This window comes from Vibrio sp. 1F169 (genome assembly GCF_041439605.1).
GTDB lineage: Bacteria > Pseudomonadota > Gammaproteobacteria > Enterobacterales > Vibrionaceae > Vibrio > Vibrio tasmaniensis_A.
Genome location: NZ_JBGOOI010000071.1, coordinates 1 through 21,955, shown reverse-complemented (window position 1 = coordinate 21,955; position 21,955 = coordinate 1). Strand labels below are relative to the sequence as shown.

The 21,955-nt window shown below is 44.0% G+C and carries 16 protein-coding genes and 1 pseudogene; 2 read left to right on the top strand and 15 right to left on the bottom strand.

Annotated elements, in window-relative coordinates; all coding sequences use genetic code 11:
* The 14 genes from ACED53_RS19385 to ACED53_RS19320 form a co-directional block, all read right to left on the bottom strand.
* On the bottom strand, positions 1 to 472 hold a 472-nt coding region (locus ACED53_RS19385; RefSeq protein ID WP_371715292.1), incomplete at its 3' end, for an IS5 family transposase.
* 432 nt (positions 473 to 904) lie between these two features.
* Complete coding sequence (locus ACED53_RS19380) at positions 905 to 1,063, bottom strand: hypothetical protein (protein ID WP_017101689.1); 159 nt, start codon at positions 1,061 to 1,063, stop codon at positions 905 to 907.
* Positions 1,064 to 1,534: 471 nt separating this feature from the next.
* Positions 1,535 to 2,848: an HlyD family type I secretion periplasmic adaptor subunit gene (locus tag ACED53_RS19375; protein ID WP_017101690.1), complete on the bottom strand. Its 1,314-nt coding sequence runs from the start codon at positions 2,846 to 2,848 to the stop codon at positions 1,535 to 1,537.
* Entirely contained in the window at positions 2,841 to 5,093 is a 2,253-nt protein-coding gene (locus ACED53_RS19370) for an ABC transporter transmembrane domain-containing protein (protein ID WP_017101691.1), read from the bottom strand. The genes ACED53_RS19375 and ACED53_RS19370 overlap by 8 nt, the downstream gene beginning before the upstream one ends.
* The gene (locus tag ACED53_RS19365) at positions 5,090 to 6,736 is read right to left on the bottom strand and encodes an ABC transporter ATP-binding protein (RefSeq protein WP_017101692.1); all 1,647 of its coding nucleotides are present in this window, start codon (positions 6,734 to 6,736) and stop codon (positions 5,090 to 5,092) included. Before ACED53_RS19365 ends, ACED53_RS19370 begins: the two co-directional genes overlap by 4 nt.
* A gap of 178 nt (positions 6,737 to 6,914) precedes the next feature.
* The gene (locus tag ACED53_RS19360; RefSeq protein WP_017101693.1) at positions 6,915 to 7,550 is read right to left on the bottom strand and encodes a CatB-related O-acetyltransferase; all 636 of its coding nucleotides are present in this window, start codon (positions 7,548 to 7,550) and stop codon (positions 6,915 to 6,917) included.
* A gap of 419 nt (positions 7,551 to 7,969) precedes the next feature.
* Complete coding sequence (locus tag ACED53_RS19355) at positions 7,970 to 9,082, bottom strand: NADH:flavin oxidoreductase (RefSeq protein WP_017101694.1); 1,113 nt, start codon at positions 9,080 to 9,082, stop codon at positions 7,970 to 7,972.
* A 340-nt stretch (positions 9,083 to 9,422) separates the two neighbouring features.
* Complete coding sequence (locus ACED53_RS19350) at positions 9,423 to 10,112, bottom strand: hypothetical protein (RefSeq protein ID WP_017101695.1); 690 nt, start codon at positions 10,110 to 10,112, stop codon at positions 9,423 to 9,425.
* Positions 10,112 to 11,296, bottom strand: coding sequence for an OmpP1/FadL family transporter (locus tag ACED53_RS19345; RefSeq protein WP_017101696.1), 1,185 nt, complete (start codon positions 11,294 to 11,296; stop codon positions 10,112 to 10,114). The genes ACED53_RS19350 and ACED53_RS19345 overlap by 1 nt, the downstream gene beginning before the upstream one ends.
* Before the next feature lie 93 nt (positions 11,297 to 11,389).
* A complete protein-coding gene (locus ACED53_RS19340) occupies positions 11,390 to 12,202 on the bottom strand; it encodes a crotonase/enoyl-CoA hydratase family protein (protein WP_017101697.1) in 813 nt (270 codons plus the stop codon).
* Positions 12,203 to 12,455: 253 nt separating this feature from the next.
* The gene (fhuB, locus tag ACED53_RS19335; RefSeq protein WP_017101698.1) at positions 12,456 to 14,450 is read right to left on the bottom strand and encodes a Fe(3+)-hydroxamate ABC transporter permease FhuB; all 1,995 of its coding nucleotides are present in this window, start codon (positions 14,448 to 14,450) and stop codon (positions 12,456 to 12,458) included.
* A 2-nt stretch (positions 14,451 to 14,452) separates the two neighbouring features.
* Positions 14,453 to 15,403 (bottom strand): iron-siderophore ABC transporter substrate-binding protein, encoded by a 951-nt coding sequence (locus tag ACED53_RS19330; RefSeq protein WP_371715291.1) that lies wholly within the window; start codon positions 15,401 to 15,403, stop codon positions 14,453 to 14,455.
* A gap of 90 nt (positions 15,404 to 15,493) precedes the next feature.
* Positions 15,494 to 17,623 carry a TonB-dependent siderophore receptor gene (locus ACED53_RS19325; RefSeq protein WP_017101700.1) on the bottom strand — a complete coding sequence of 710 codons (2,130 nt, stop codon included), beginning with the start codon at positions 17,621 to 17,623 and terminating at the stop codon, positions 15,494 to 15,496.
* Between the two features lie 261 nt (positions 17,624 to 17,884).
* On the bottom strand, positions 17,885 to 18,793 hold the full coding sequence (locus tag ACED53_RS19320) for an AraC family transcriptional regulator (RefSeq protein ID WP_017101701.1): 909 nt from the start codon (positions 18,791 to 18,793) through the stop codon (positions 17,885 to 17,887).
* A gap of 219 nt (positions 18,794 to 19,012) precedes the next feature.
* Here ACED53_RS19320 and ACED53_RS19315 point away from each other — a divergent pair, with 219 nt between their 5' ends.
* Together ACED53_RS19315 and ACED53_RS19310 are read left to right on the top strand one after the other, a co-directional pair.
* Positions 19,013 to 19,771 (top strand): siderophore ferric iron reductase, encoded by a 759-nt coding sequence (locus ACED53_RS19315; RefSeq protein WP_017101702.1) that lies wholly within the window; start codon positions 19,013 to 19,015, stop codon positions 19,769 to 19,771.
* A gap of 77 nt (positions 19,772 to 19,848) precedes the next feature.
* Positions 19,849 to 20,634: an ABC transporter ATP-binding protein gene (locus ACED53_RS19310; protein WP_017101703.1), complete on the top strand. Its 786-nt coding sequence runs from the start codon at positions 19,849 to 19,851 to the stop codon at positions 20,632 to 20,634.
* 140 nt (positions 20,635 to 20,774) lie between these two features.
* Here ACED53_RS19310 and ACED53_RS19305 read toward each other — a convergent pair.
* A pseudogene (locus tag ACED53_RS19305) lies at positions 20,775 to 21,902 on the bottom strand (multidrug effflux MFS transporter); the annotation flags it as partial.
* Between the last annotated feature and the right edge of the window lie 53 nt (positions 21,903 to 21,955).

Genomic DNA, 21,955 nt, shown 5'->3' with positions numbered 1-21,955 from the left:
CGAGTTGCTCAACTAAGCTTTCGGCATGCACTATATCGTGGCGTTGTCCCTCTGATAAATCAAAGCAAATCGGCAGTCCACCACTATCTACGGCTAAGTGAATTTTGGTTGAGTTGCCCCCGCGACTTTTTCCTATTTGCTCTGAACTTTCAGTAGCTGCACCTGTACTATGCTGATGTGCTCTAACTATAGAGCCATCAAGAAATACCCATTCAAAATCAGCCATGTTAGATAAGCTCTTGAAAAGATTATCTAAAATCCCTTTCTTTGACCAAAGATTAAATCGTCTGTAAACGGTACTCCACTCTCCGAACTCAGAGGGTAGATCTCGCCAAGGAATACCTGTTCTCATTCGATAAAGTATTCCTTCAAATGTCATTCGATGTTCAGTTTTATCGTAAATACGACCTGTACTTTTCATAACTTGGAGTATCAGTTCCCAGCGAATATCAGTTAGCATTGTTCTTGGCATGGTATTGGTTATGGTTTTACTTTTGGCGAAGCAAATTATAACTCTTTACCATGCTGTTCAAAAAACATTCACGAAAGATCAACACGCCCTAGTTTCACTATTAGAAACAATGTTGTAGTTTACAAATTTAGCTCCAGACGCCAAAGCATTTGCCTCTAATGCAGCTAAAGGAAAACCATTGTTACTAACACCAAGTACTATTAGGAGATCGTTTACTTCCCACTCAATATTGAAAAGGTCTACACAAGGGACATCTTTGCATTGAACGATACTGTCTGGTTCATTTATACAACCATGAAGATGTACCGCACTCCCTCCAGCTTTCTCAATTAAGTCATCAATATTTAAAGTGTAATGTAGAAACTCAACTCCTAGTGATTGACAATATGTTTCGAGATACATACATTCGTAATGTGCTCGATTCGGCAAAAATTATTCATATTGATGCCGAATTTTCTTTACAAGAGCCAATACTTCACAAGGTGAAGCTCCTTGGAATGCTTGGTATTCAGGTGTATTTTTAATATCTTCATATGCAGGCAGTTCTGAAGGAACAGAAAGCCCAGCACCTGATAAAATAATCACTTTCATAGTTTGGGTACGTTATTGTCTATCATAATTACCAACTTTCTGGAGTTTCGCGGTATTTTATCAATATAATACCGTCATTGGTAGTAAAGCATTGATACTTGGTTATGCAACAAGAAGATAAGACAACCATAAATCCCCCAATACTTCTAGTTTCAAGTTGCTTTGCGTAACCTAAAACGTAAAAATTAACTCAAACGCCTTAAATTGTTTCTAGCCAGAACTTGCCGATGGTTTTAACTATCTGTGAATCTACTTCGAATTAACTTTAATCTTTATCTCTCCAACAATTTATCCTTATTAAAGAGAAGATTTTATGGCGACAAATTGGCGACAGAATCTCCCGAAAGACAAAGTTATATGTTTTTATACGCAGTTAAACTTTCCATAACCTATTGATATTTATTCTAACACCTTGAAATACAAGACAGTCGTTTAGTTCGGTTAAGTTCTAACTTTTAACTATAAAACAAACTAACGCTCCCCAAACGCGACACTCACGTTGGTATAAATCGGTTTCCATAAATACTGGAATACTGACTTCTCACCGGTTGTAATATCTACCTCGCCCGTCATACCTGGCAAGATAGAAAAGCTCTCAGGATTATCACGGAAATAGGGAACATCCACCGAGACGACGACTTCATAATAGATCTCGCCACGCTCGCTTTGACTCGTGGTCGGTGAAATACTCTCTACCGCTCCTTTTAGTGCCCCAAAGCGGCTGTAATCAAACGCATCAATCTTGATACGAGTCGGCTGCCCTACACTCACAAAACCAATATCTCTTGGTGACAAACGAGCTTTAAAGTCGGCTTTCCCGCCAACAGGAACAATTTCAACCACAGTGCCACCTGGCTGAATAACACCACCGTTTTGCGTGCTTGGCAGGCTTTGCACCAAGCCTTGTAGCGGTGACACCAACATAGTGTTAGTCAATTTAGCTTGGCTTGAACGAACTCTGGCATTCAGTGCTGATAAGTCAGATACGGCTTTAGAACGATCGTCGCTCACTTTCGCCTTCGCCTCAGCTAAAAGCTGTTCAATTTTTTGCTCTGTGCTGTCTGCTTGCTTGATTAACACCGCTTTCTTACCACGAGCTTCTTCGATTTTCTGTTCGATACTGGCCAGTTTTTGTCGCATTTCAAGCACACGTAAGCGTGAAATGTTACCCGCTTTATAACCCTTCTCCAGTATGTTCAACTCTTGCTTGGTCGCATTCAGCTCTTTCTCGTAGCTAGGCAATGACTTTTCTACGCTACGAAGCTGCTCTGCAATTTGTTCGCTCTCTTTCTCAAGCACCACACGCTTTTGGAAGTAGAGGGCTTTTTGCGCGTTCAGCTGCGCTTTTTGTTGGCTGACGATCTCTGGGTAATCGACCTCAAACTCAGCAAGGTTAGGCTCACGCTGCTCAAGCAGCGCATTCATACGTTCCACACTGGCTAGAAGCGTCACTTGTTGGGACTTTAGCTCTTCAAGGGCGGTACGCTGGAAAGTGGCATCAAACTCGACAAGCGGCTGGCCTTTCTCTACCAACTGGCCTTCTTTAACGAGAATTTGCTTTAACTTACCGCCAATCGCGCTTTGTAATACTTGCTTCTCGCCTTCCGGAATCACAGCACCTTTGGCTTTGGCGATTTCATCAACTTGAGTGACGACAGACCAAGTGGCAAAAGCAATAACACATAAGGCAACCGACCATGTCGCCAGCGCCAAGGTACGAGCCGTATTTTGTGATTCAACAAGTTCACCGTAGCGCTTGCCCTTCTCGATAGATTGTTTAGTCATTAGCGACTCCTTGCTTAGACTCTGATTGTTCTTGTTGGGCTGCATTTTGTTGAGCAAACGCATCTTGAGTTGACGGCTGTAGCTCTTGAGATAACGGTTGCTCAGATAACTGCGGTTCTTGAGAAGCTTGAAGCTTTGAAGGCTGTTCCTGCTTCGAAGACTGTTCCGGCTCTAATGGACCGGCATAAACCACTGCACCTTCATTTAATACCACCACTTTATCGGCAAGCTTGATTAAATCCGGATCGTGTGACGTGTAGATCACCGTTGCTTTTCCTTTTTTCGACTGCACAAACTCACCAAAGATACGTTTAGCATTTGGGTGAGCATCAGGCACAGGATTATCCATTAAGAACATTGGGTAGTCATAAACCAGCGCTTTCGCGTCAATGAGGATCTGCGCGACGCTGCCAGACAACATGTCAAAAAGGCTGTCCGGCTGAATACTGCTGATGGAAGTATCGAGCCCACCTGATAATGTCTCGAACCAACGCTTTCCGCCCACCATTTCAATCGCAGAGATCATCTTCTTGTCTTCGACTTTATGACCGTCGTTTAGCCATTCTCGAATACTCAGCGTAAGCAAATCAGGATATGCCGCTCGAATGAAACACCAGTGGCGATAGAGCTGCGGGTCGTATTGAACGAGGTTAACGCCTTCAAGCTCGACCATACCATTTTGGATAGGCTGCAAACCAGACAGTACTTCGATCAATGTTGATTTACCGCTCCCAGAAGGGCCAGTAATCGCAACAATTTCACCGGCTTCAATATCAAAGCTCACACCATTCAAAGCGGGGCGACTCTGTTTAGGATAACGCAGTGTCACTTGGTCTAATTTCAAGTTAGGCGCTACCACAGGTAACGGGTGATGCTGGTAACTGAATTCACGCTCAGACGGCTGAGACAAAATACGGTTCACTTGCAATTTGGATTGATTAAAGCTGTTAAAACGCATCGCACTGTTTGCCAACACCTGAGCGGGACCCGTCACTTTAGATATCAACATCATTGAAGCAATCAAACCACCAGGGGTCATCACTTGTTCAAAAATAAGTCCTATGCCTAACCCCATCACCGCGAGTGTCGAGCCCACACCAATGAAATAGTAAATCGAGGTGTACCGACTCTGGAGAACCGATTGATTAAAGGTCACTGTTGAAGCAAGAAGATTGGCCTTTTTGAAGCGTTGAATCCAGTGCTCTGAGAATCCAGCACTGCGAATAAAGGCAAGCTTGGATGACAGCTCATTAGTCATGTTTTGACGATTCGTACCTGCGACTGTCGATTGCATCGAGCGCTTGCTGCTAGAGCGTATCGAGCGTTTTGCTAGCAAGTAATAAAGGATTAAAGAGACGACTGGAACCAGTACCAACCATCCGCCTAAAACTCCTATCGCTAGTACAAAAATTAGAATGAATGGCAGATCAAACAGCGCATTTCCTAATGGCCCCGATAACACACCTGAAATACGCTCCGACAGCATCACTTGGTTTTGCTGACTAGAAGAAGCTGTTTGCTGATTTTGAGCATAGCTATTACGAAGCAGACGCTGCACGAGGGATTGAGAAATCTCACGACTTACTCGGTTGGAAACTGAAGCAAACACTCGGCTGCGCAATGTTCTCAACCAACCCATCATCACAAACAACAACGCCGCGCCAATGGCGATACCTTGCAACTCATGCCCTGCATCACCGCCAATCACATGGTCATAAATCGACATCGTGATGAAAGGAACGGCAAGCGCAAATAAGTTAGTGATAAAACTGACTAGCAGCAATTTAGGAATAATGGGGCGAAACGCATGTAGTCGTTCGCCAACCCAATCAGGAGAAGCCTTCTCTAGTGGTGGACCTTCGATAACAATACAAAACTGAGGGACATCGGTAATGTCGTCATTGGCATTAAAGGCAACAAATTGCTTGGATTCTAAATGACCAGAGACCAGCTCATGTTCACCAAGTACCAGTAAGACCAATTTATGTTCACCAACTTCATCTAGGTTGGCAACCAAGCGATAAGGCAGTGCAAGCCTGTCGAACAAGGCAAACATATCGTCGATTGATTCAATGCCATTTTCATCAACCCATTGATGTGCGAACAACTGGATATTAGCATTAACTTCCAACTGCTTAAGAACGGAAAGGCTCTCGGTTTCTAAATGATTCATCACCTCTTGTCGACCGCTGGTATCTGCACGTTTGTTCGTACCTGAAGGGTTACCAATATCTAAACGATTCATACGACGGCCTCCTGATTGCTCTCGCTGTCGACCGTAATAGCTCGACTTTCCACTGTAATGATTCGATTAGCAAATTCGCGAAGCTTCGAATGGTAGCTCACCATCAGTATCGTGCGTCCTGCCGTTACTTCTTCTTCCAACACCTTAGCTAGATTCCCAAGGGCGTCTAAATCAAGTGAAGAATCCGGCCTTTCCAACATGATTATGGGTTTATCACTTGCCAATTGAGCCGCGATATTGAGCATTTTCACGTTACCCATACTCAACAAAGACGCACTCGTATGGCCAATTTGTGTCTCTAGTCCATCGGGTAATCGAGTAATCTCTTTGGTTAAACCCAAACGCTTTGCATAGTCACTGGCGCTTTGCGTTTTCTCCGGGTCAAACCCGCACAAGTTGTCGAGAATAGTACCCGACACCAACTGCCCTTTAACGCCACAGTAGGCCACAATATTGGTTACGGATGCGATTGAAACTGCAGCTCCGTTAATGAAGCACTCACCCGCTTTTAGATCATCAATACCTGCAATCGACGACAATAAATGACTGTTAGTGTGGCGATCCTCACTCTCTAACAATACCAACTCACCTTTATTCAGTGCGACATCTGCATGAGAGAGTTCACCGTATCTTTCAACGGTCGCTTGCTTAATTTCCAACGTCTCAAAGTCAGATAAGTGGTTCTCAACTTGCTCAGAATCTGAAGAGTCCGATAGTGATAAGTCACTCAATTTTTCTATTGCCTGATTGGCACTGTGTATTGAATTAAGCTTGATTCTAACCCCAACCAGAGCACTCAAAGGCGCAACCGCTCTGCCAGATAAGATAGAACATGCCGCCAAGCCACCAGTAGTTAACTGACCATCCAACACCCATAAGCTGCCCGTGATCACGAGTAAAACTGACGTGGCTAATGCAGCAAGCTGAATACATTCTTGGGCGAAGGCGTTCTGTTCTTCTTCTCTCGCTTTAGACTGAGAGCGAACATTATTGAGGGATTTAAACTGATTGAAGATTCGAGACTCAACGGCCTGGCGTTTGATTCCCTGAATGGTTTGGCTCAGTAAAATCAAGAACGCTTTTCGCTCCTGCTCATCTTGGGAAGCTTCTTCACTTAAGCTTTTAACGCGAATAGAAGATAACCAAACGATTCCGAGAGTAATCAGCCAAACTGCCAAAGGTATCGCCACCAGCTCACCGCCGATGTAAGCCACCAAGCCCAAGAAGATCAAGGCAAAAGGCAAATCAATAAAGCCTGCAATCACACCACCGGAATACCAATCTTTGACTTTGGATACAGAACCAAGCCCCTCTTCCACGCCGCCAACACCAATGTGGCGAAGATGGCCTGATGAAGCCGTTGTTACTCTTTCAACCAAAGTTTGATAGGTCGCTTTCTCGGTATTGCTGGCCGCGGCTGACAAAAGCCAAGTACGCACAAACCGGATCAATGCTTCCATGGCAACAGCCAACGCTGCACCCGCCAACAACAAAGTGGCAGTACCGTAACTTTGGTTAGGTAAAATACGATCGTAAATTTGTAAAACCGTTAACGGAACGGCGAGAGAGAGAAGATTTATGAGTAAAGAAGGCAGTAGGACTTTTCCTACCACCCCTTTGTTTTTCATTGAACTTGCGGGCATACACAATCCTTATCCATGCTTATGAAATAAGATTGGTACACCATGTTGAGTATTGCAAGGTAACGAACTGATTTAACGTGTTTTTCAATATAAATATGACACAGATCTTTCTACACAAATCTATGGCTATACCCGTACCTTAAAAACGCTCCTTACAAACGCTCGTTACAAGCGATCTTTACAAACAATTGTCGTAATCCGTTATCGCCTGCTTTAACTTTGAAAATTCTGAGTTACATAAATACGGTTTCAGCGCTTCAAATTTATCTGAGGGCCACTCGTATATTTTGAATGACATGAGTTCGTCAATAACGGACTCACCAAAGCGGTATTTGACGACTTTAGCTGGAGAACCACCGACAATGCTGTATGGAGCGACGTCTTTAGTCACCACACTATTCGCTGCAACCACAGCGCCTTCGCCAATCGTCACACCGGGCATCACCATCGCTCTCATGCCTAACCAAACCCCATCTTCAATGTGAGTATCGCCTTTGCCAATGTAGGCGTCGTCGATAACATCCATAAATGGATACAGTGAAAACCAATCGACTCTGTGTGTATGGTTGCCGCCCATTAAAATCACAACCTCTGCGCCAATACATACATAATCACCAATATAGAGCTCGTCGATTTCCCATCGAGGCTCCCACTGACGGCTGATTTCGTCGCCGTGTAAATAGCGAACTACCGATTGTTCAAAGCCGTTATCCCAGCAATCGCTGTAATAACTGTGTTGACCTTTTACGTGAATATTGGGGTTGGTTACGACTTCATGCAGCAACTCAAATTTGGACCAATGCTTCTTTTGCATTTTTACCTCTGAATGATCTATTTAGTTTTATTCGTTAACTATCAAAAATGTTCGACGATGCAAATCCAAGGTGCACAAACTAACGCCCTATAAACACAGGGTTCACTGGGATTAATAGTGAGTATCACGCTTAAATCATAGCAATGTCGCTAAAACTAAAGAGGCGTCAGTGGATTCGAGGTTGCTTAAGAAGAGGAAGTAGTTTCAAAGTTTGCTCAGTTTTTATCGATAACTTGGTTGGATAATTTACAGGCGTAGTGTATCTGTTTAGTCGCACCAATTTGACAGGAAGATGTGATTAATAAGGTTTCAAATATCGTTTCGTGGAATACGGCATAAACAAGAGCCTGCGCGATTACACAGGCTCAAACTTAGACTCGCTATAAATTTCGGCTCACGCTTGGAGCTGGGTTCAGCGACTACATTCGAGCAAGCTGTGCTTTTCTGTCTTTATTCACCACACAAAAGTTACCGCGCTTAGTACGGCATTTAGAGCATCGTTCGCATTCAACAGGGCTTCTATCCCCTTCCTTCCAACGCTTAACTAAATGGGGTTCAGAAAGCAGCGGTCTTGAAAGCGCGAAGTACTCAATGCCCGTGTTGTTTGCAATCGCTTCGATAGCATCAAAATCCGTTAGGCCGCCAACCGTGATCACTGGGATATTAACGTCTTGGCTGATCGCGTGACCATACTCATGGAAATAGCCTTCAGCTTGAATGGTAAAACCATCGTGCGACTCGCCAATCATAGTGTCTGCTTTGCCATGAATATTGCCTGACACGACAATGCCATCCACGCCCACTTGTTCAAGCTTTTTACACACAATACGTGTTTCATCGAAGGTGACACCACCTTCAAAAAACTCCGAAGCTGTAAGCTTAACTAAAATTGGGAAGTCGTCGCCCACCAGCTTGCGCGTCGCGGTATAGATCTCTAACAAAAATCTCATGCGGTTTTCTAAGCTACCGCCGTATTCATCTTCACGTTGGTTGTAATAAGGGCTTAGAAATTGGTTAATCAGGTAAGTGTGAGCGGCATGAATTTCAACGCCATCAAAACCTGATTTCTGTGCTCTCAAAGACGCTTGAGCAAAGGCGTCAACAATGTAGTCGATCTCGTCTTTGGTCATCGCTTTGCCTAGTGTTTGAGTTCCTTTTTCTGGAACCTCACTTGGTGCGTAGATTACTCGTTCACCAAGATCATGTGTGGTTTTGGTGCCACCATAAGCCAACTGCATCACGATTTTAGAGTCGTTGCCATGAACAAGTTGAGTCAGCTTTTTGTACTCTTCAATGAATGAGTCGTTATACATGCCCATCATGCCCGCATTCGGCTTTTCTTCTTCAACGATGTTCGCGTAACCCGTCACGATCAGGCCGACTTCACCTTGAGCCAGCTCTTCGTAAATAGCGTACAGTTTCTCTGTCATATGCCCATCTTCGGTGGCCATATTTTCCCACGTTGCACTTCTCATGAATCGGTTCTTTAGTGTCATCTTGCCAATGTGGGTTTCTGTAAACAAAGTGCTCAAGTCTTATCCTCATTAAATCTTTATTATGTTTGCCTATTTTAAAAGACAAAAGAGAACCACTTCTTTTTCACAAAGTGACTCTCTTTTGTCCATTACTGAATGGGCGTTGATTTATGCGGATAGTACAGAGAATAAGGCGAGGAAAACTTAATCTAGATTAAGAGAGCAGTACTCTCACATGAGAAAGAGATAGAAAGCAGCAGAAAGAGATAAAAAAGATTGGGAAATAAAATAAAAGAAAGTCGCTCAGTTTTAATAAGCGACTTTGTTCAATTTAATCTGGACTAAGTCAATGGTTCTTACGAGAGGTGTCCACCTGCGAATTGCTGCCTGCTAACAGCTATTTAAACTCATAGGTGTAAGATGCACCAACACTGTTGTTCTCTCCAAAATCATCCTCAGCAAAAATTGTGAAGAAATTGAATGATTGAGCATCACTCAATTTATAACTCGCACCAACGCCAGTCCAATAGCCAGAGTAATCGTCAGAACCCATTGAACCACCACCGAAGCCCATGATAGACCATTCATCAGTAATCGTTTTTAAACCAAACGCACCAATGTAGCCACCGTGTGTTGAGCTCGGCATCAACACATAGTCAGAACCAACGTTATCGTCATCGAAAACAGCTACTTCGCCGTCATTATAGCTGTAACCAGCCATAGGGAAGATTTGCCAACCGAACGGCTCAATATCGAAGTAGCTCAGTGGTATAAATGTGCCAATACTGTAGTTGTTCTTATAAGCATCGTTGTCATATTCAGAACGGCTAAAGTTGAAGTTCACGATACCCATCGGCAACAGCCATGAACCGCCTAATCGCCACTCTTCTCCGTCCGCATTGACACGAGCATTGATCATTCGCGCTTCATCTAAACCAATAGAGCCTGAGAACTGCAAATCTTCGTTATAAGCAACGCCCGCTTTGGTCACGATTTTAGTCGGATCGTCAGGGTGCTTCTCTTCAGCAAAAGCACCCATCGATCCGAACGTTGCCGTAGCAACAAGTAATAGATTACGTAATGTCATCAGAAGGTCGCACTAACCCCAACAAAGTGGATACGGCCGTCGAAAGAACCGTTAACCAATGTAATCGGTGTATTGGCTAGATTACGATTCATGTCAACTGATCCTAAATCAGCGTATTCGTAGAACACATCGATCAAGATATCATCCCAATACGTTGAAGCACCTACCGAGTAGCGATACTGTTCGCCTACAGGAAGGTCAACCCATTGCATTGACGGATCATCTTGTGGTGAGGTCTCATAAGAGAAGCCGGCTTTTAAACGCCAATCTGAATTCAATTGGTAGTCAGCACCAACTGCAAACTTCCAAACGTCATCCCAATCACGTTTGATTGGGATTCCATCTTTGGCCGTCACTCCAAAATCTAAAACGGTCTCATCCCACTCACTCCAACGGTGGAATTGAATGCTAGCAAGCAGGTCAAGTTGAGAGTTCAATGCATAGCTCGCACTGACATCGATAATTTCAGGTAAAGCAATATCTGTCGATAACGAATTCAAAGCGTCAGCACCTAGCTTACCGTTTACGTCATTGTTGAATTCATGCTCGAGTTTAGAACGGTAGCTCGCACCTAATTTGAGTTTGTCTGTCGGTGTGTACATTACGCCAAGGTTATAACCGTATGCCCAGTCAGTATCTTGTTTAGCAGTAAGCATTGATGTCGTTTGTTGAAACGCAGCCCAACTGAATTGAACACCCGCGCCCACCGACCACTGGTCATTCAGTTTATAACTCAGTGATGGGTTTACTTGCATTGCAGTGAGCGTGATATCTTCTAGAAGTGCAGCACCCGCCCAATCACTGCCGTAATCAAGGCTAGAACCACCAACAGCGCCAAACGCGATACCAAAGTGTAATTTGTCTGTGACTTGATGCGCGTGGAAGGCGCCAAATGAAGGCATGACTGAATGAGCTTTACCATCTTGCTTGTCGCCGCTGTCTTGATATTGCATCTCAAGATCAAACGCCATGGTATTGATCGTGGTTTTGCTTTCGCCCATATGAGACATAGTGGCTGGGTTGGTCCACATCGCCGCAGCCGAACGAGTATAAACACCGTCACCGGCACCAGTAGTACCGGCATTGGCGACAACAGCTTCTTGTAAAAACAAACCACTTGCGAAAGCATTTAAGCTTGTAAAAATTGCGGTGGCAGCTAGCGAGTAAGTAAAAGTTTTGTTCATCAGATTGCTCATTTAGCCTTAGACATTAAATTGCTCTAAGGTTACCGCAAAGCCCCATAAACAAATGGAATATCCGTTATTCCTGTACAAACGCTATTTGAACTTTCTCGCGACGTATGAACGTGGCTTGTCTCGATGAATTTCACGTTGAGCAGCGATTGCTCTATTCTTGCCTAACCCTACCTTTATCTGATACCAGGTCTCGTAAAACACTGCCATGCCAGGGCTTGACCACCAAGTCTTGTTGTAGAGTTTCTTATTAGCTGCGACGACATCTGGTGACCGATTCGCACACTCAAGTGCCAACGCATAAGCTTCAGCGTAAGGATCTTCGGCAATCTTGGTTACCAGCCCATAGTCTTTCGCTGTTTCACAGTCGATCTCTTTAGCGGTCATCGCCATTTCTAAGGTGTGATCTTTACGCATTAACTCTCGAAATGCGATGGCGCCTCCCATGTCAGGAATCAAACCCCATTTGGCTTCCAATATCGAGAAGTTCGCATCTGGGCTAGCGATTCTAAAATCACCACCACTGGCTAATTGAAGCCCACCTCCCCAACAACGCCCGTGAATCGCAAAAATGACAGGGCAAGGGATCTCTCGCCAACCAATAGAAAAATACTGAGCCGCATTTGGCAACGTCGGCAACCATTTGAACAAAAGCTTCATCGCTCCAACTTTACTGTTCAATAACGATTTAACATCGAGCCCTGAACAAAAATCCGTACCATTACCTTTCACTATCACAGCGCGAATCTCGTTATTCTTTTTGAGTTCTCTGATCATATTATTGACGCCTTCAAACATCGCCATATCAATAGCGTTGAGCTTATCGGGTCTATTCAGCACAACGGTGGCAATTTGGTTTTCATCGATGGAACAAGTGATACGATCGAGGTTTGGCATGGTGGCTACCTTATGAGTGGTCAGACCTTTAGATTATACATTTTATTAACATATGCCAAACTTGCACATTAAGAAGCGAGACCTGTGTTGCTTAACACCTTCCCCTTACACAAACGACATCAATAAAAAAGCAGTGATGGATCGCTCCATTCACTGCTTTTCATTCGTAGCTTTTATTGCGAATCGCTTTGATTGCCAGTAGTTTTGAATACCAATAGCTTTGATAATCAAGGGCTCTCTGTTTTGACAGAACCTATGTTCTTCGAGATTTCAGTAACAAGAAGATGAAATAACTGCCACCAATAATTGAAACTAACGTCCCTGCTGCAAGCTGCGCTGGGAACACCACCACTTGCCCTAACCAGTCTGCAAATAGCATGAGTGCGGCACCAATTAAAAACGACAAGATGATCTGCTCTCGAACCAAGCGAGCCCCCATCATTGCAGCGATATGCGGAGCTAACAAGCCGACAAATGCGACTGGCCCCATGGTGGTTGTCACGACCGAGCATAAGATCGCAACAATGCACAACAATGCCACGTAGGCGAGATTGATATTTAACCCTCTGGCACTCGCGAACTGACGTCCAGTCGCAATTAAGGTCACCCAACGACTCAACAGTAAAGCAGCCCCGATAGAAGCCGTTATCACCATGGCCAAAATCATTGCTGATTCAGGTTCAACACGATAGGTAGACCCCGCTAACCAAGCCAATAAAGTGTATTTCCCCTCACCCACTCGCGTTAAAGAGAATTGCACCAAAGCTTCTAGCATTGCGGTGAGCGAGATACCAGTCAGGATTAAAATAGACGGCGCAAACTGGTGCTTCTTGCCAAGAAGTAACAATAAACACAGTGCAATCGCACTGCCCAAAAACGCAACCCACGGGCTCAAGGAGTGAATCGAATATCCCATAAACAGGCTACTGAAAATCAACGCCAGAACTGCGCCCGCCGACACACCAAGAATGTCCGGGCTTGCAAGCGGATTGTAGACTAACCTTTGTAAAATTACGCCAGCAACCGCCAAACCGCCACCAGCGAATATCGCGGTTAACATTCTCGGCCAACGAATCGACCATTCAAAAGCGTCTGGGATAACAAAATAGCCCATATCAGAAGAAGGCTGTGAGAGCGTACTCAACGCCAACAACCCGAAAAGCACTGTGCCCAACAAGAAGTAAGCCAAAGGTGAAATAAACTTTGGGCCTTTAGGCATCGAGAAAAACAGCTGATCTTGAGCCGATAATTGCTTTCTCGCAATAATGATCAACGCTGGAGCGCCAATCACCGCGGTTGCCGTTCCTGTTGGAATCATATCCAAAGACCATTGCGCCAAGAAAATCGCCAAGCTGTCAGTGACACACAGCAGTAACGCACCTAATACACAGCTTGCGACGAGTTCAGATTTGGCCTTTAGAAAACCTAAATGCCTCGCAATGTTCGGAGCTATCAAACCAATAAAGCTGATCACGCCCACTGAGGTAATCGACACTGAGACCAACCAAACGCCAATTGCCATTAGCACAAAGAATGTTGCGCCAATATTGAGCCCGCGTGCTGCTGCCCCTTCAGTGCCAATCGAAAGTAAAGTCAGGACTCTTGGCGCCAATAAGAAGATGACGAAGATCGGAAGTAGCTTAGGCATCAGCCAAATTACTTGTTCCCAACCATTCTGCCCTAGATCACCCGCTCCCCATACAAACAAGTTCTGTGCGTACTGGTCGTTAAGCAAGATAATTGCTGTCGCAAATGCCCCTAGCAACAAGTTGACCGCCATGCCCGCCAATACAATTGGCAAGCCGCTCATGTTTTTGATTCCGACAATCGAAACAATCAGCCCCATCGCGAGCAGTGCACCGATCAGAGCGAACCAAACTGAATACTGAGCAACCAACATCGGCGCAACCACATTCAGAATAACCAGACCAAGCCATGCTCCTGACGATGTACCTAAGGTTAGCGGCGACATCATGCGATTTTGTGTCAGTTGTTGAAACAGGCTACCTATGGTGCCGAGTGTTCCGCCAACCAAGATCGCCATGACCAAGCGAGGCAAGTTGACATAGATTAACGCCATCAACTCGAATGAATCATCAACCATTGAGTTGAATCTCGCGCTGTCACTGATCAGTGAAACTTGCTGGAGCAGCTCACCGATAGGGCCAAATTCAGATTGCCCTAACCATAAATGAACAAGGGAAGCGAAAAACAGCGCTGCCCCCATCACCAAACCACTGGATTTCATTACTACTCCGCTAACGTCAACAGCGATTGCGCCATAGCTTCTGCGTTATACAAAATCGACATGGCACCGCCGTAACTCCAACTTGCCGCTACTGGGCTAAATTGACCGTTACGAACAAAAGGCATGCTCTTCCAAACCGGAGATCGGTCTAACTTTTCTTGATCTGGAAAAGGTTCAAAGTAAAGCGCAATGCCCTTCTTTACGTTCTTAAGCTCTGTCATTCGTTTTTGACTGATGCCCCACTGACTCGCAGGAAGATCCATCGCATTTTCAAAACCTAACTGTTCAAGCGCATATTGCGGAATCGAATTATCGCCGTAGATAAACACCGATGTGGTACTCGCAAAACGGAAAGAAGTAACTTTTGGCTTGTCACCCGGATACGCTTTGTCTAACTCAGCTTTTAGAACAGCGATACGTTCATCCATCACTGCCAATTTGTTGTTCGCTTGTTCTTCATTGCCAAGCAATTTACCTATCTTCTTGAAGTTCTCTATAGCAGCCGCTGCATTGTTGTGTTGTTCACTGTACGTTTGGTAGTAAAGTACGGGCGCAATTTCCGAGAGTCGATCCTGAAGATCTTTCTGAGGCGAAGCGATAAGAATCACATCAGGGTTTAGCTTCTTCAAAGCAGAAAAATTAGGCTCAGTTCGAGTGCCAATGTCCGCCACGCCTTCTGGAATGGCAGGCTGAACAACCCAGTCGGTATAACCAGCAATATCAGGTACTGCTACTGGTGTTACACCGAGTTCAATCACTTGTTCGGCTATGTCCCAGTTCAGCGCCGCCACTCTAACAGGCTGAGCTTCAAGGGTTTTAACGCCCTCGCTGTCTTCAACTTGGTAATCGGCCATCGCATTAAACGATAAAGCGCTCGCTAATACGGATACCGCCAGCTTTATATGCAAGCTCTTTATTTTAGAAACATGGGAAGCGATTCGTTGTAAATTCATATTGTTGCCTACTCAATCTAAATTCTATATTTATTCAAACGACAAAAGCAGCCCAGTAATGGCTGCTTTAAATTGATAACCCTAACTTAGTTAGAATTCGTAATTAACATTAAATTCTACAGTTTGCTCTTGACCGTACCAGCAATAGCTCTCATTCCAACAAGTGTAATACTCTTCATTGAATATGTTATTTGCAACGACATTAGCTGTTGCGTTCTTAAGCGAGCTGTTAACCTCTCCTAAGTCATAACCTAGAGACAAATCAACTAAAGTATATGATGGTACTTGGCCTTTATTTTTGTCTGACGTATCGTTTAGAACAGTTTCTCCCACATAACGCACGCCACCGCCGACTCTAAGGCCACTCATTGCACCACTACGTACAAAGTAGTTAGCCCAAACATTTGCAGTATGATCTGGTACAAATACTGGTGTTTGTCCGATATTTGACGCATTTCTATCTTCCGTAATTTCCATATCGGTGTATGTGTAGTTCGCCAACACATCCAAGTTTTCAGTGACTTGTGCTCGTCCTTCCAACTCAATACCTTGTGAGCGAATCTCGCCAACTGAAGTCCATGGTGAAGCTCCATCAGGACGAACGCCCACATTTTTTTTGTTCACTTGGAACAACGCCATCGAGCCTGAAATCATATTCTCATATGAGTCATACTTAAGGCCCAACTCGACTTGTTCACCTGTTTCAGGATCTAGGTTGTTACCGTTAGTATCTAACTTTACACTCGGTTCAAAACTGGTAGCAAAGTTAGCAAATGGAGATAAACCATTATCAAATTTGTACAAAGCGCCTAAGCGGTATGAGAAGTTTGTATCATCAGTATCCGTTTTGCTTGGTGCACCACCCAATACTGATACTTTTGTCGTTGTTTCGACTTTGTCAAAACGACCACCAGCAATGAACACCCAATTATCAATCAACATCTGATCTTGGAAATAGAATCCAAGCTGACTCACTTCAATGTCGTTATTTTGATAATACGTTTTTGTAAAATCATTCGGATTCAGCTTATTGTTATTTGGATTGTAAAGGTTGATGCTATCAACACCTGCGAAAGCGTCGTAGGCTACATCACCCTCTGTGTTTCGATAATCCACACCAAAAAGTAAATAGTGATCCAATGAGCCAGTCGACACTAAGCCCGATAGTTGGTTATCAACACTAATACCCGTAGAACTTTCATCGGTGCTATATGCCGAACGAGCTAATGAGCCAGTTGAAGCATCAAAATTGCCACTGCTAGTACTTTCTTGATAAAAGTCAGTTTTCATATAACGGAAATTCTGAAGAAATGCCCAATTTGAGTTGAAATCATGGTTAAACTTATAACCAGTAATCAAGAAATCACGTTTGATGGTGTTGTAATTAACATCCCCGGAAAATGTCGAAGGTGAGACTTTTCCTGATTCAATCGCCGCTAATGGGAGTGTCACGTTCTGACCTAGTGCAGGGTCATTCTGATAATAAAGATTGAAGTTAATAAAGGTTTTATCAGACACATACCAATCGATTGATGGCGCAATCACATAGCGCTCTTCCTCAACGCCGTCTACTTGCGTATCTTTCTTACGACCCAGAGCAACCAAGCGATAAGCAACGTTGTCACTCAAAGCACCCGTTGTATCAATTGAAGCTTCAACTAAGTTATCTAAACCCGTTGCTAAGCCAATTTTCGTAGACTCTTCGAACTTAGGCGCTTTTGCAATGATATTAACCATGCCTCCTGGTGGCATTGATCCGTAAAGAACCGATGTTGGACCTTTAAATATTTCCAAACGCTCCATCGCAATAGGATCAATCTGAGGTTGTACGTTCCATCCAGGAAGGATTGGCAACATCATTCCGTCATAATAGTTATTCGTAGAGTCAAAACCGCGAATTTTAACCCAATCACTAAGAACCACTGCACCACCTTTATTCTCGGTTGATACACCTGGTGCATAACGAAGAGCTTGCATTACAGACTTAACACCACGTTGTTCCATCTGTTCGCTTTCGATAACGTTAAGTGTTTGCGGCGTTTCTTCTGGTGCTAAAACGGTTTTCGTTGCTGTATTACGGTAGGCTTTACCCATAACAGTAATAGTTTCTACATTCGAATCTGCCGAAGTAGCGGTATCTTCCGCGAATGCTTGCGCTGAAAACGCAGTCAGCAACGCAACTGCCAATGATGAATACTTAAAACGAGTGTGAGTGGTCATGATTCCCTCGGTACCAATGCTTAATTGTAAATAGTAATAAATCTCATTTGCATTGTATGTATCTAGAGGTAGGATAATTAACAATTTGGTGCAAATTCAAAAAGAACTTGGCCTATTTTGAGTAAAACTAGGTCAATTGCTGATTAAACACACAATTGGCCTAGTAACATTTAACTTAGTCGCGTTTGACCTTGTAGCCTTTGACCTTGTAACACAAAGGCTTTTGAGAAGGGGGGAGAAAGTCGGAGAGCTGAAATATGACTACGATTTAATAATAGGAACCCAGTACTCCATTTCCGCATCAGAAGCATGAGCTTGATAACCAAATGGGTACATCTCAAGTTCATAACCATCAACGCCACGATAACCTGAATTTGGAAGCCAATTAAGCACAAACCAACTTAGAGTATGGGGTAGATGCTCTATAGGACCACGGTGCTTCACTACAGCATAGGTTTGCTTCGGAATCGTCAGCACCTCTAACTTATCAGAGATAATACTAGGCAGTTGTGGGATAGAGATCTCGTCATGAAGCTCAACGCCCGCCCAATAGTAAATATTGGTTCCGTCAAAACAAGACTGAGTCAGGTCAACAACGCCAATAAACTGGAGCATGTTGGCGTCAGGGATTTCAACCTCACCTTCTAAACGTGACCATAGCTGAGGGACTTTCTGTGCGAAGTCTTGCGTCAGTGAAAACAAGCCACTGATTTCTGATGTCATTCCTTTCACTAAGAAAGGCTCTCTTTCATCAATGCGCACTTCCACAAAACTTAACGCCCTACTTTCTGAATTACTCACCGTTTCAGATACTTGTATCGGCTTTTTTAACCCTACTCTTTTGCCTGCTTTTCTATACTGACTTGGGCTTACCCCAAACATTTGCTTAAACGAACGGCTAAAGCTTATTTCTGAATTGAATCCGAGACCAAGCGCAATATCGATAACACGATCTTTCCCATCAAGCAGCTCTTCGGCAGCCTGACTTAACTTTAGCTCTCTCACATAGTTCGCCACGGTAAGCCCTGTTTCGGCTTGAAACACTCTTTGCAGCTGCCAACGAGACCAACAGCTTTGCGTCGCCAAATCTTCTAGCGATAACGCAGAACTAAGATTCGCATGGATATAAGCCAGAACGCGGCTGATACGGTCAAATGCAGGTGTGTTCATATTCAAGCTTTCATCTTCTCTATTTTTGACTAGGGCGTGTTGGGTTCAACAATACTTTTATCACTTAAAGTGGCTTTTATCACTGAAAAAAGGACAGCCCACCCAAACTTTATAAATCTCAAAAACGTAAAAAGCACCGAGTAGATGCTCCATTTTGTATGGTTATCCTCGACTATGTTCGTTATGATAACGCAACTGATTCTCATTTATTGATTTAAGATGCTTCCCCAACTGCACAATATTATCACTCGTCGGAAAGCCCCGTCTCTACATCAAAAAATCTTCGCTTACTCAAAACAAGTGAGCCCTTATTTAAGCGGAAGCTTTGGTGCACATAATAACAAGAGCATTGCGGTAACAAATGAGAATAGCCATAAAGAGCTCAAACGAGTTTACGATGGTCTTTCGCAAAGCCACCCAGAAGCAGGCAAAGCGTATTGGTTAACGCGAACCTGGGATCTCGTGTGTTGGCAGCCTATCTATGTGACTTTCATTTCTATCTATGGGCTTCATTCATTGCCCGACATCAAGAATATCGGTCAATTTAGATACAAAGAGTTCATTACTGGCTACCGCTTCTTTAATGGTGATCATCAACATGGTTCACCAGAAGAGCTGATTCCCGATGCTGGTGAAGCCATTCTTGCACTGACTGAGTTTTATCGAAGCCAGATCAGTGAATGGACACGTATTCGCCCAGGATTTACCAATCATTTATTGGCCGATCTATTGTTAGGCAGTTTGATAAAACTTCAGCAACACGAACCAAGCCTGACCAACGATTACATTATTGCGCAAGCTAAGCTTTGGTTAGAAGCATGCCAGTTGTCTGAAAATCATTTAGACAGCCTTAAAGTAGACTCTAGTTCGGGGATGTTAAAACTGATCAGAATCAGCTGCTGCCTGGTTTATAAGTGCGATTCAAGAAAGTACTGTGATAATTGCCCTAGGCATCCAGACAACAAAAAAATCGCTTAGTCACGCCATTTATTAAAGTTCAATACGACGAGCCTTCTCCCATTGAGCTTCGCTACTGATCTAATTACAGGACTGACATGTTTCAGCTTTCAAACATAAAAATTGTTCGTGATGAACGAACCATTCTCTCAATCGAAGACCTCACGATTCCGACCAATGAACTGACAGTCGTTCTTGGCCATAATGGTTCGGGTAAATCTACACTCGTTAATTTACTCTCAGGGCAGATGTCGCCGGATCACGGCAGCGTGGAACTAGACGGCGCTTCCCTCTCTTCATTCAAAAGCAAAGATTTAGCGAAAAAAATTGCTTATCTACCGCAAAAGCTCCCCGCTTCTGCAGGCTTAACCGTACAAGAGTTGGTTCGTTTAGGTCGCTTCCCATGGAGAGGCGCGCTAGGCCGTTGGAATTCAGAAGATAAGTCGATTATCCAACAAGCGATGGAAAGAACCGGTGTCACTGAATTCTCGCAAGCCTTGGCGGATGATTTATCTGGAGGAGAGCGTCAACGCGCGTGGGTATCGATGTTGTTGGCTCAGCAATCACCAGTACTAATCCTTGATGAACCAACTTCGGCACTGGATGTGCATCATCAGTTTCAGCTTATGGGTTTACTGTCTGAACTCAACAAAACGGAAAATGTTGGGGTGATCGTCATTTTGCACGATTTGAATCTAGCACTGCGTTACGCGACACACATCGTTGCACTGAAAAAAGGTCAGATTGCTTTTGAAGGCAGTGCGGAGAAGTTATTAGATGAACAAGCGCTATCAGCTTTGTATGAGTCTTCGATTCGACTGATCAATCATCCAGTTCCAGCTAAGACAGCAGCAAGCGAGAAGGTTGCCGTTGTTTGTGAATAGCTCGGGCATTTCAGCTTAAGTCCAAGCTCTAAGCTCTAAGCTCTAAGCTCTAAGCTCTAAGCATAAAGAAGGCCATTGAAATCATAAACTTCAATGGCCTTTTCGTTTTTCACTCGCTAGCTAAATAACTAATTAACTAATTAGCTCAGCCGCGACTCTCTCGCTTCTTGACTACTGAAACCACGTAAAACATTAATCAGAGTAATAATAGTGAACAACATGATGACAAGCGATAAATGCCACGCTTCTCCTAGCCCTAGTTGAACTAGCCCCATACTCACCATTGAAGACACCACCATCTGCCCGCCGCCAGACATCGCAGCAGCCGCGCCAGCGTTCTTCTTATAAGGCAACATCACCAACGCCTGAGCACAAGGCAACGCAATACCATTGCCAAGAATCATCAAGAACTGGCCAAGCATGAGATACAAAGGCTCAAGTGGGCAAAAGAAAAGCCACAACGCCGCAGAGATATGCAATACAGGGGTACATAACAGAGTTTTCTTGTTGCCCAACATGGGGCGAATACGGTTACATAAACTTGTTCCACCCAGCATGCCTAAAGCAGGAATGACCGCCCACATAGCGTATTCATCAGACGTCATGCCAATCTGGTTTTGCATAATAAATGGCATCACTGATACGGTAGTGATCATCAAACTAAAGTTAAGCCAGCCAATACTCGCAAAACTCATAAAATAGCGAGAAGTTAGCAACTCTTTGTATTGAGAAACCATTTTCTTTGGCGAAGGAATAGCGGAGATCTGAGTGACGGTTTCCTTAAACTTGAACGCCAAAACCATCCAAGCTAATGAGACATAGCCAAGTAGCGAGATGAACACCATGCTCCAGCCAAAATGGAAGTTAATAAAGCCGCCGATTACGGGCGCAATCAAAGGTGTAATAGACGCGACCATCGCAATGTAGGACATAGCTAAAGGTAAATCTACCCCACTGAATCTATCCCGCGTGGAAGCACGAGCAAGTACAGCGCAACAACCCGTACCTAAGCCTTGCAGAAAACGCCCCATCACCATGCTAGTAAATGAATGGCTAAAGAAGATGATCATTAATAGCCCAAGCATCGCAATCAACAAACCACTTAACAGCACCTTCTTACGCCCTAGAGCATCGGAAATTGGACCATAAATAAACTGAGAAGGTCCAAAACCTAACAAATAGACACTCACCAGAAGCTGAGCTTGCTCTAGCGAAACATCAAAGTCTTTCGCGATCCAAGGTAATGATGGAAATACCAGCCCCATACTGTATATGGAATCCACGTATTTACAAAGTGATTTTGGTAATAAAAGTTAAGATG

Bases quoted from the DNA above. Each gene is read 5' to 3' on its own strand.
- ACED53_RS19365 (WP_017101692.1), bottom strand. From the start codon at position 6,736: ATGCCCGCAAGTTCAATGAAAAACAAAGGGGTGGTAGGAAAAGTCCTA.
- ACED53_RS19340 (WP_017101697.1), bottom strand. From the start codon at position 12,202: ATGCCAAACCTCGATCGTATCACTTGTTCCATCGATGAAAACCAAATT.
- ACED53_RS19325 (WP_017101700.1), bottom strand. From the start codon at position 17,623: ATGACCACTCACACTCGTTTTAAGTATTCATCATTGGCAGTTGCGTTG.
- ACED53_RS19330 (WP_371715291.1), bottom strand. From the start codon at position 15,403: ATGAATTTACAACGAATCGCTTCCCATGTTTCTAAAATAAAGAGCTTG.
- ACED53_RS19320 (WP_017101701.1), bottom strand. From the start codon at position 18,793: ATGAACACACCTGCATTTGACCGTATCAGCCGCGTTCTGGCTTATATC.
- ACED53_RS19375 (WP_017101690.1), bottom strand. From the start codon at position 2,848: ATGACTAAACAATCTATCGAGAAGGGCAAGCGCTACGGTGAACTTGTT.
- ACED53_RS19380 (WP_017101689.1), bottom strand. From the start codon at position 1,063: ATGAAAGTGATTATTTTATCAGGTGCTGGGCTTTCTGTTCCTTCAGAA.
- ACED53_RS19360 (WP_017101693.1), bottom strand. From the start codon at position 7,550: ATGCAAAAGAAGCATTGGTCCAAATTTGAGTTGCTGCATGAAGTCGTA.
- ACED53_RS19345 (WP_017101696.1), bottom strand. From the start codon at position 11,296: ATGAACAAAACTTTTACTTACTCGCTAGCTGCCACCGCAATTTTTACA.
- fhuB (WP_017101698.1), bottom strand. From the start codon at position 14,450: ATGAAATCCAGTGGTTTGGTGATGGGGGCAGCGCTGTTTTTCGCTTCC.
- ACED53_RS19310 (WP_017101703.1), top strand. From the start codon at position 19,849: ATGTTTCAGCTTTCAAACATAAAAATTGTTCGTGATGAACGAACCATT.
- ACED53_RS19315 (WP_017101702.1), top strand. From the start codon at position 19,013: ATGCTTCCCCAACTGCACAATATTATCACTCGTCGGAAAGCCCCGTCT.
- ACED53_RS19350 (WP_017101695.1), bottom strand. From the start codon at position 10,112: ATGACATTACGTAATCTATTACTTGTTGCTACGGCAACGTTCGGATCG.
- ACED53_RS19370 (WP_017101691.1), bottom strand. From the start codon at position 5,093: ATGAATCGTTTAGATATTGGTAACCCTTCAGGTACGAACAAACGTGCA.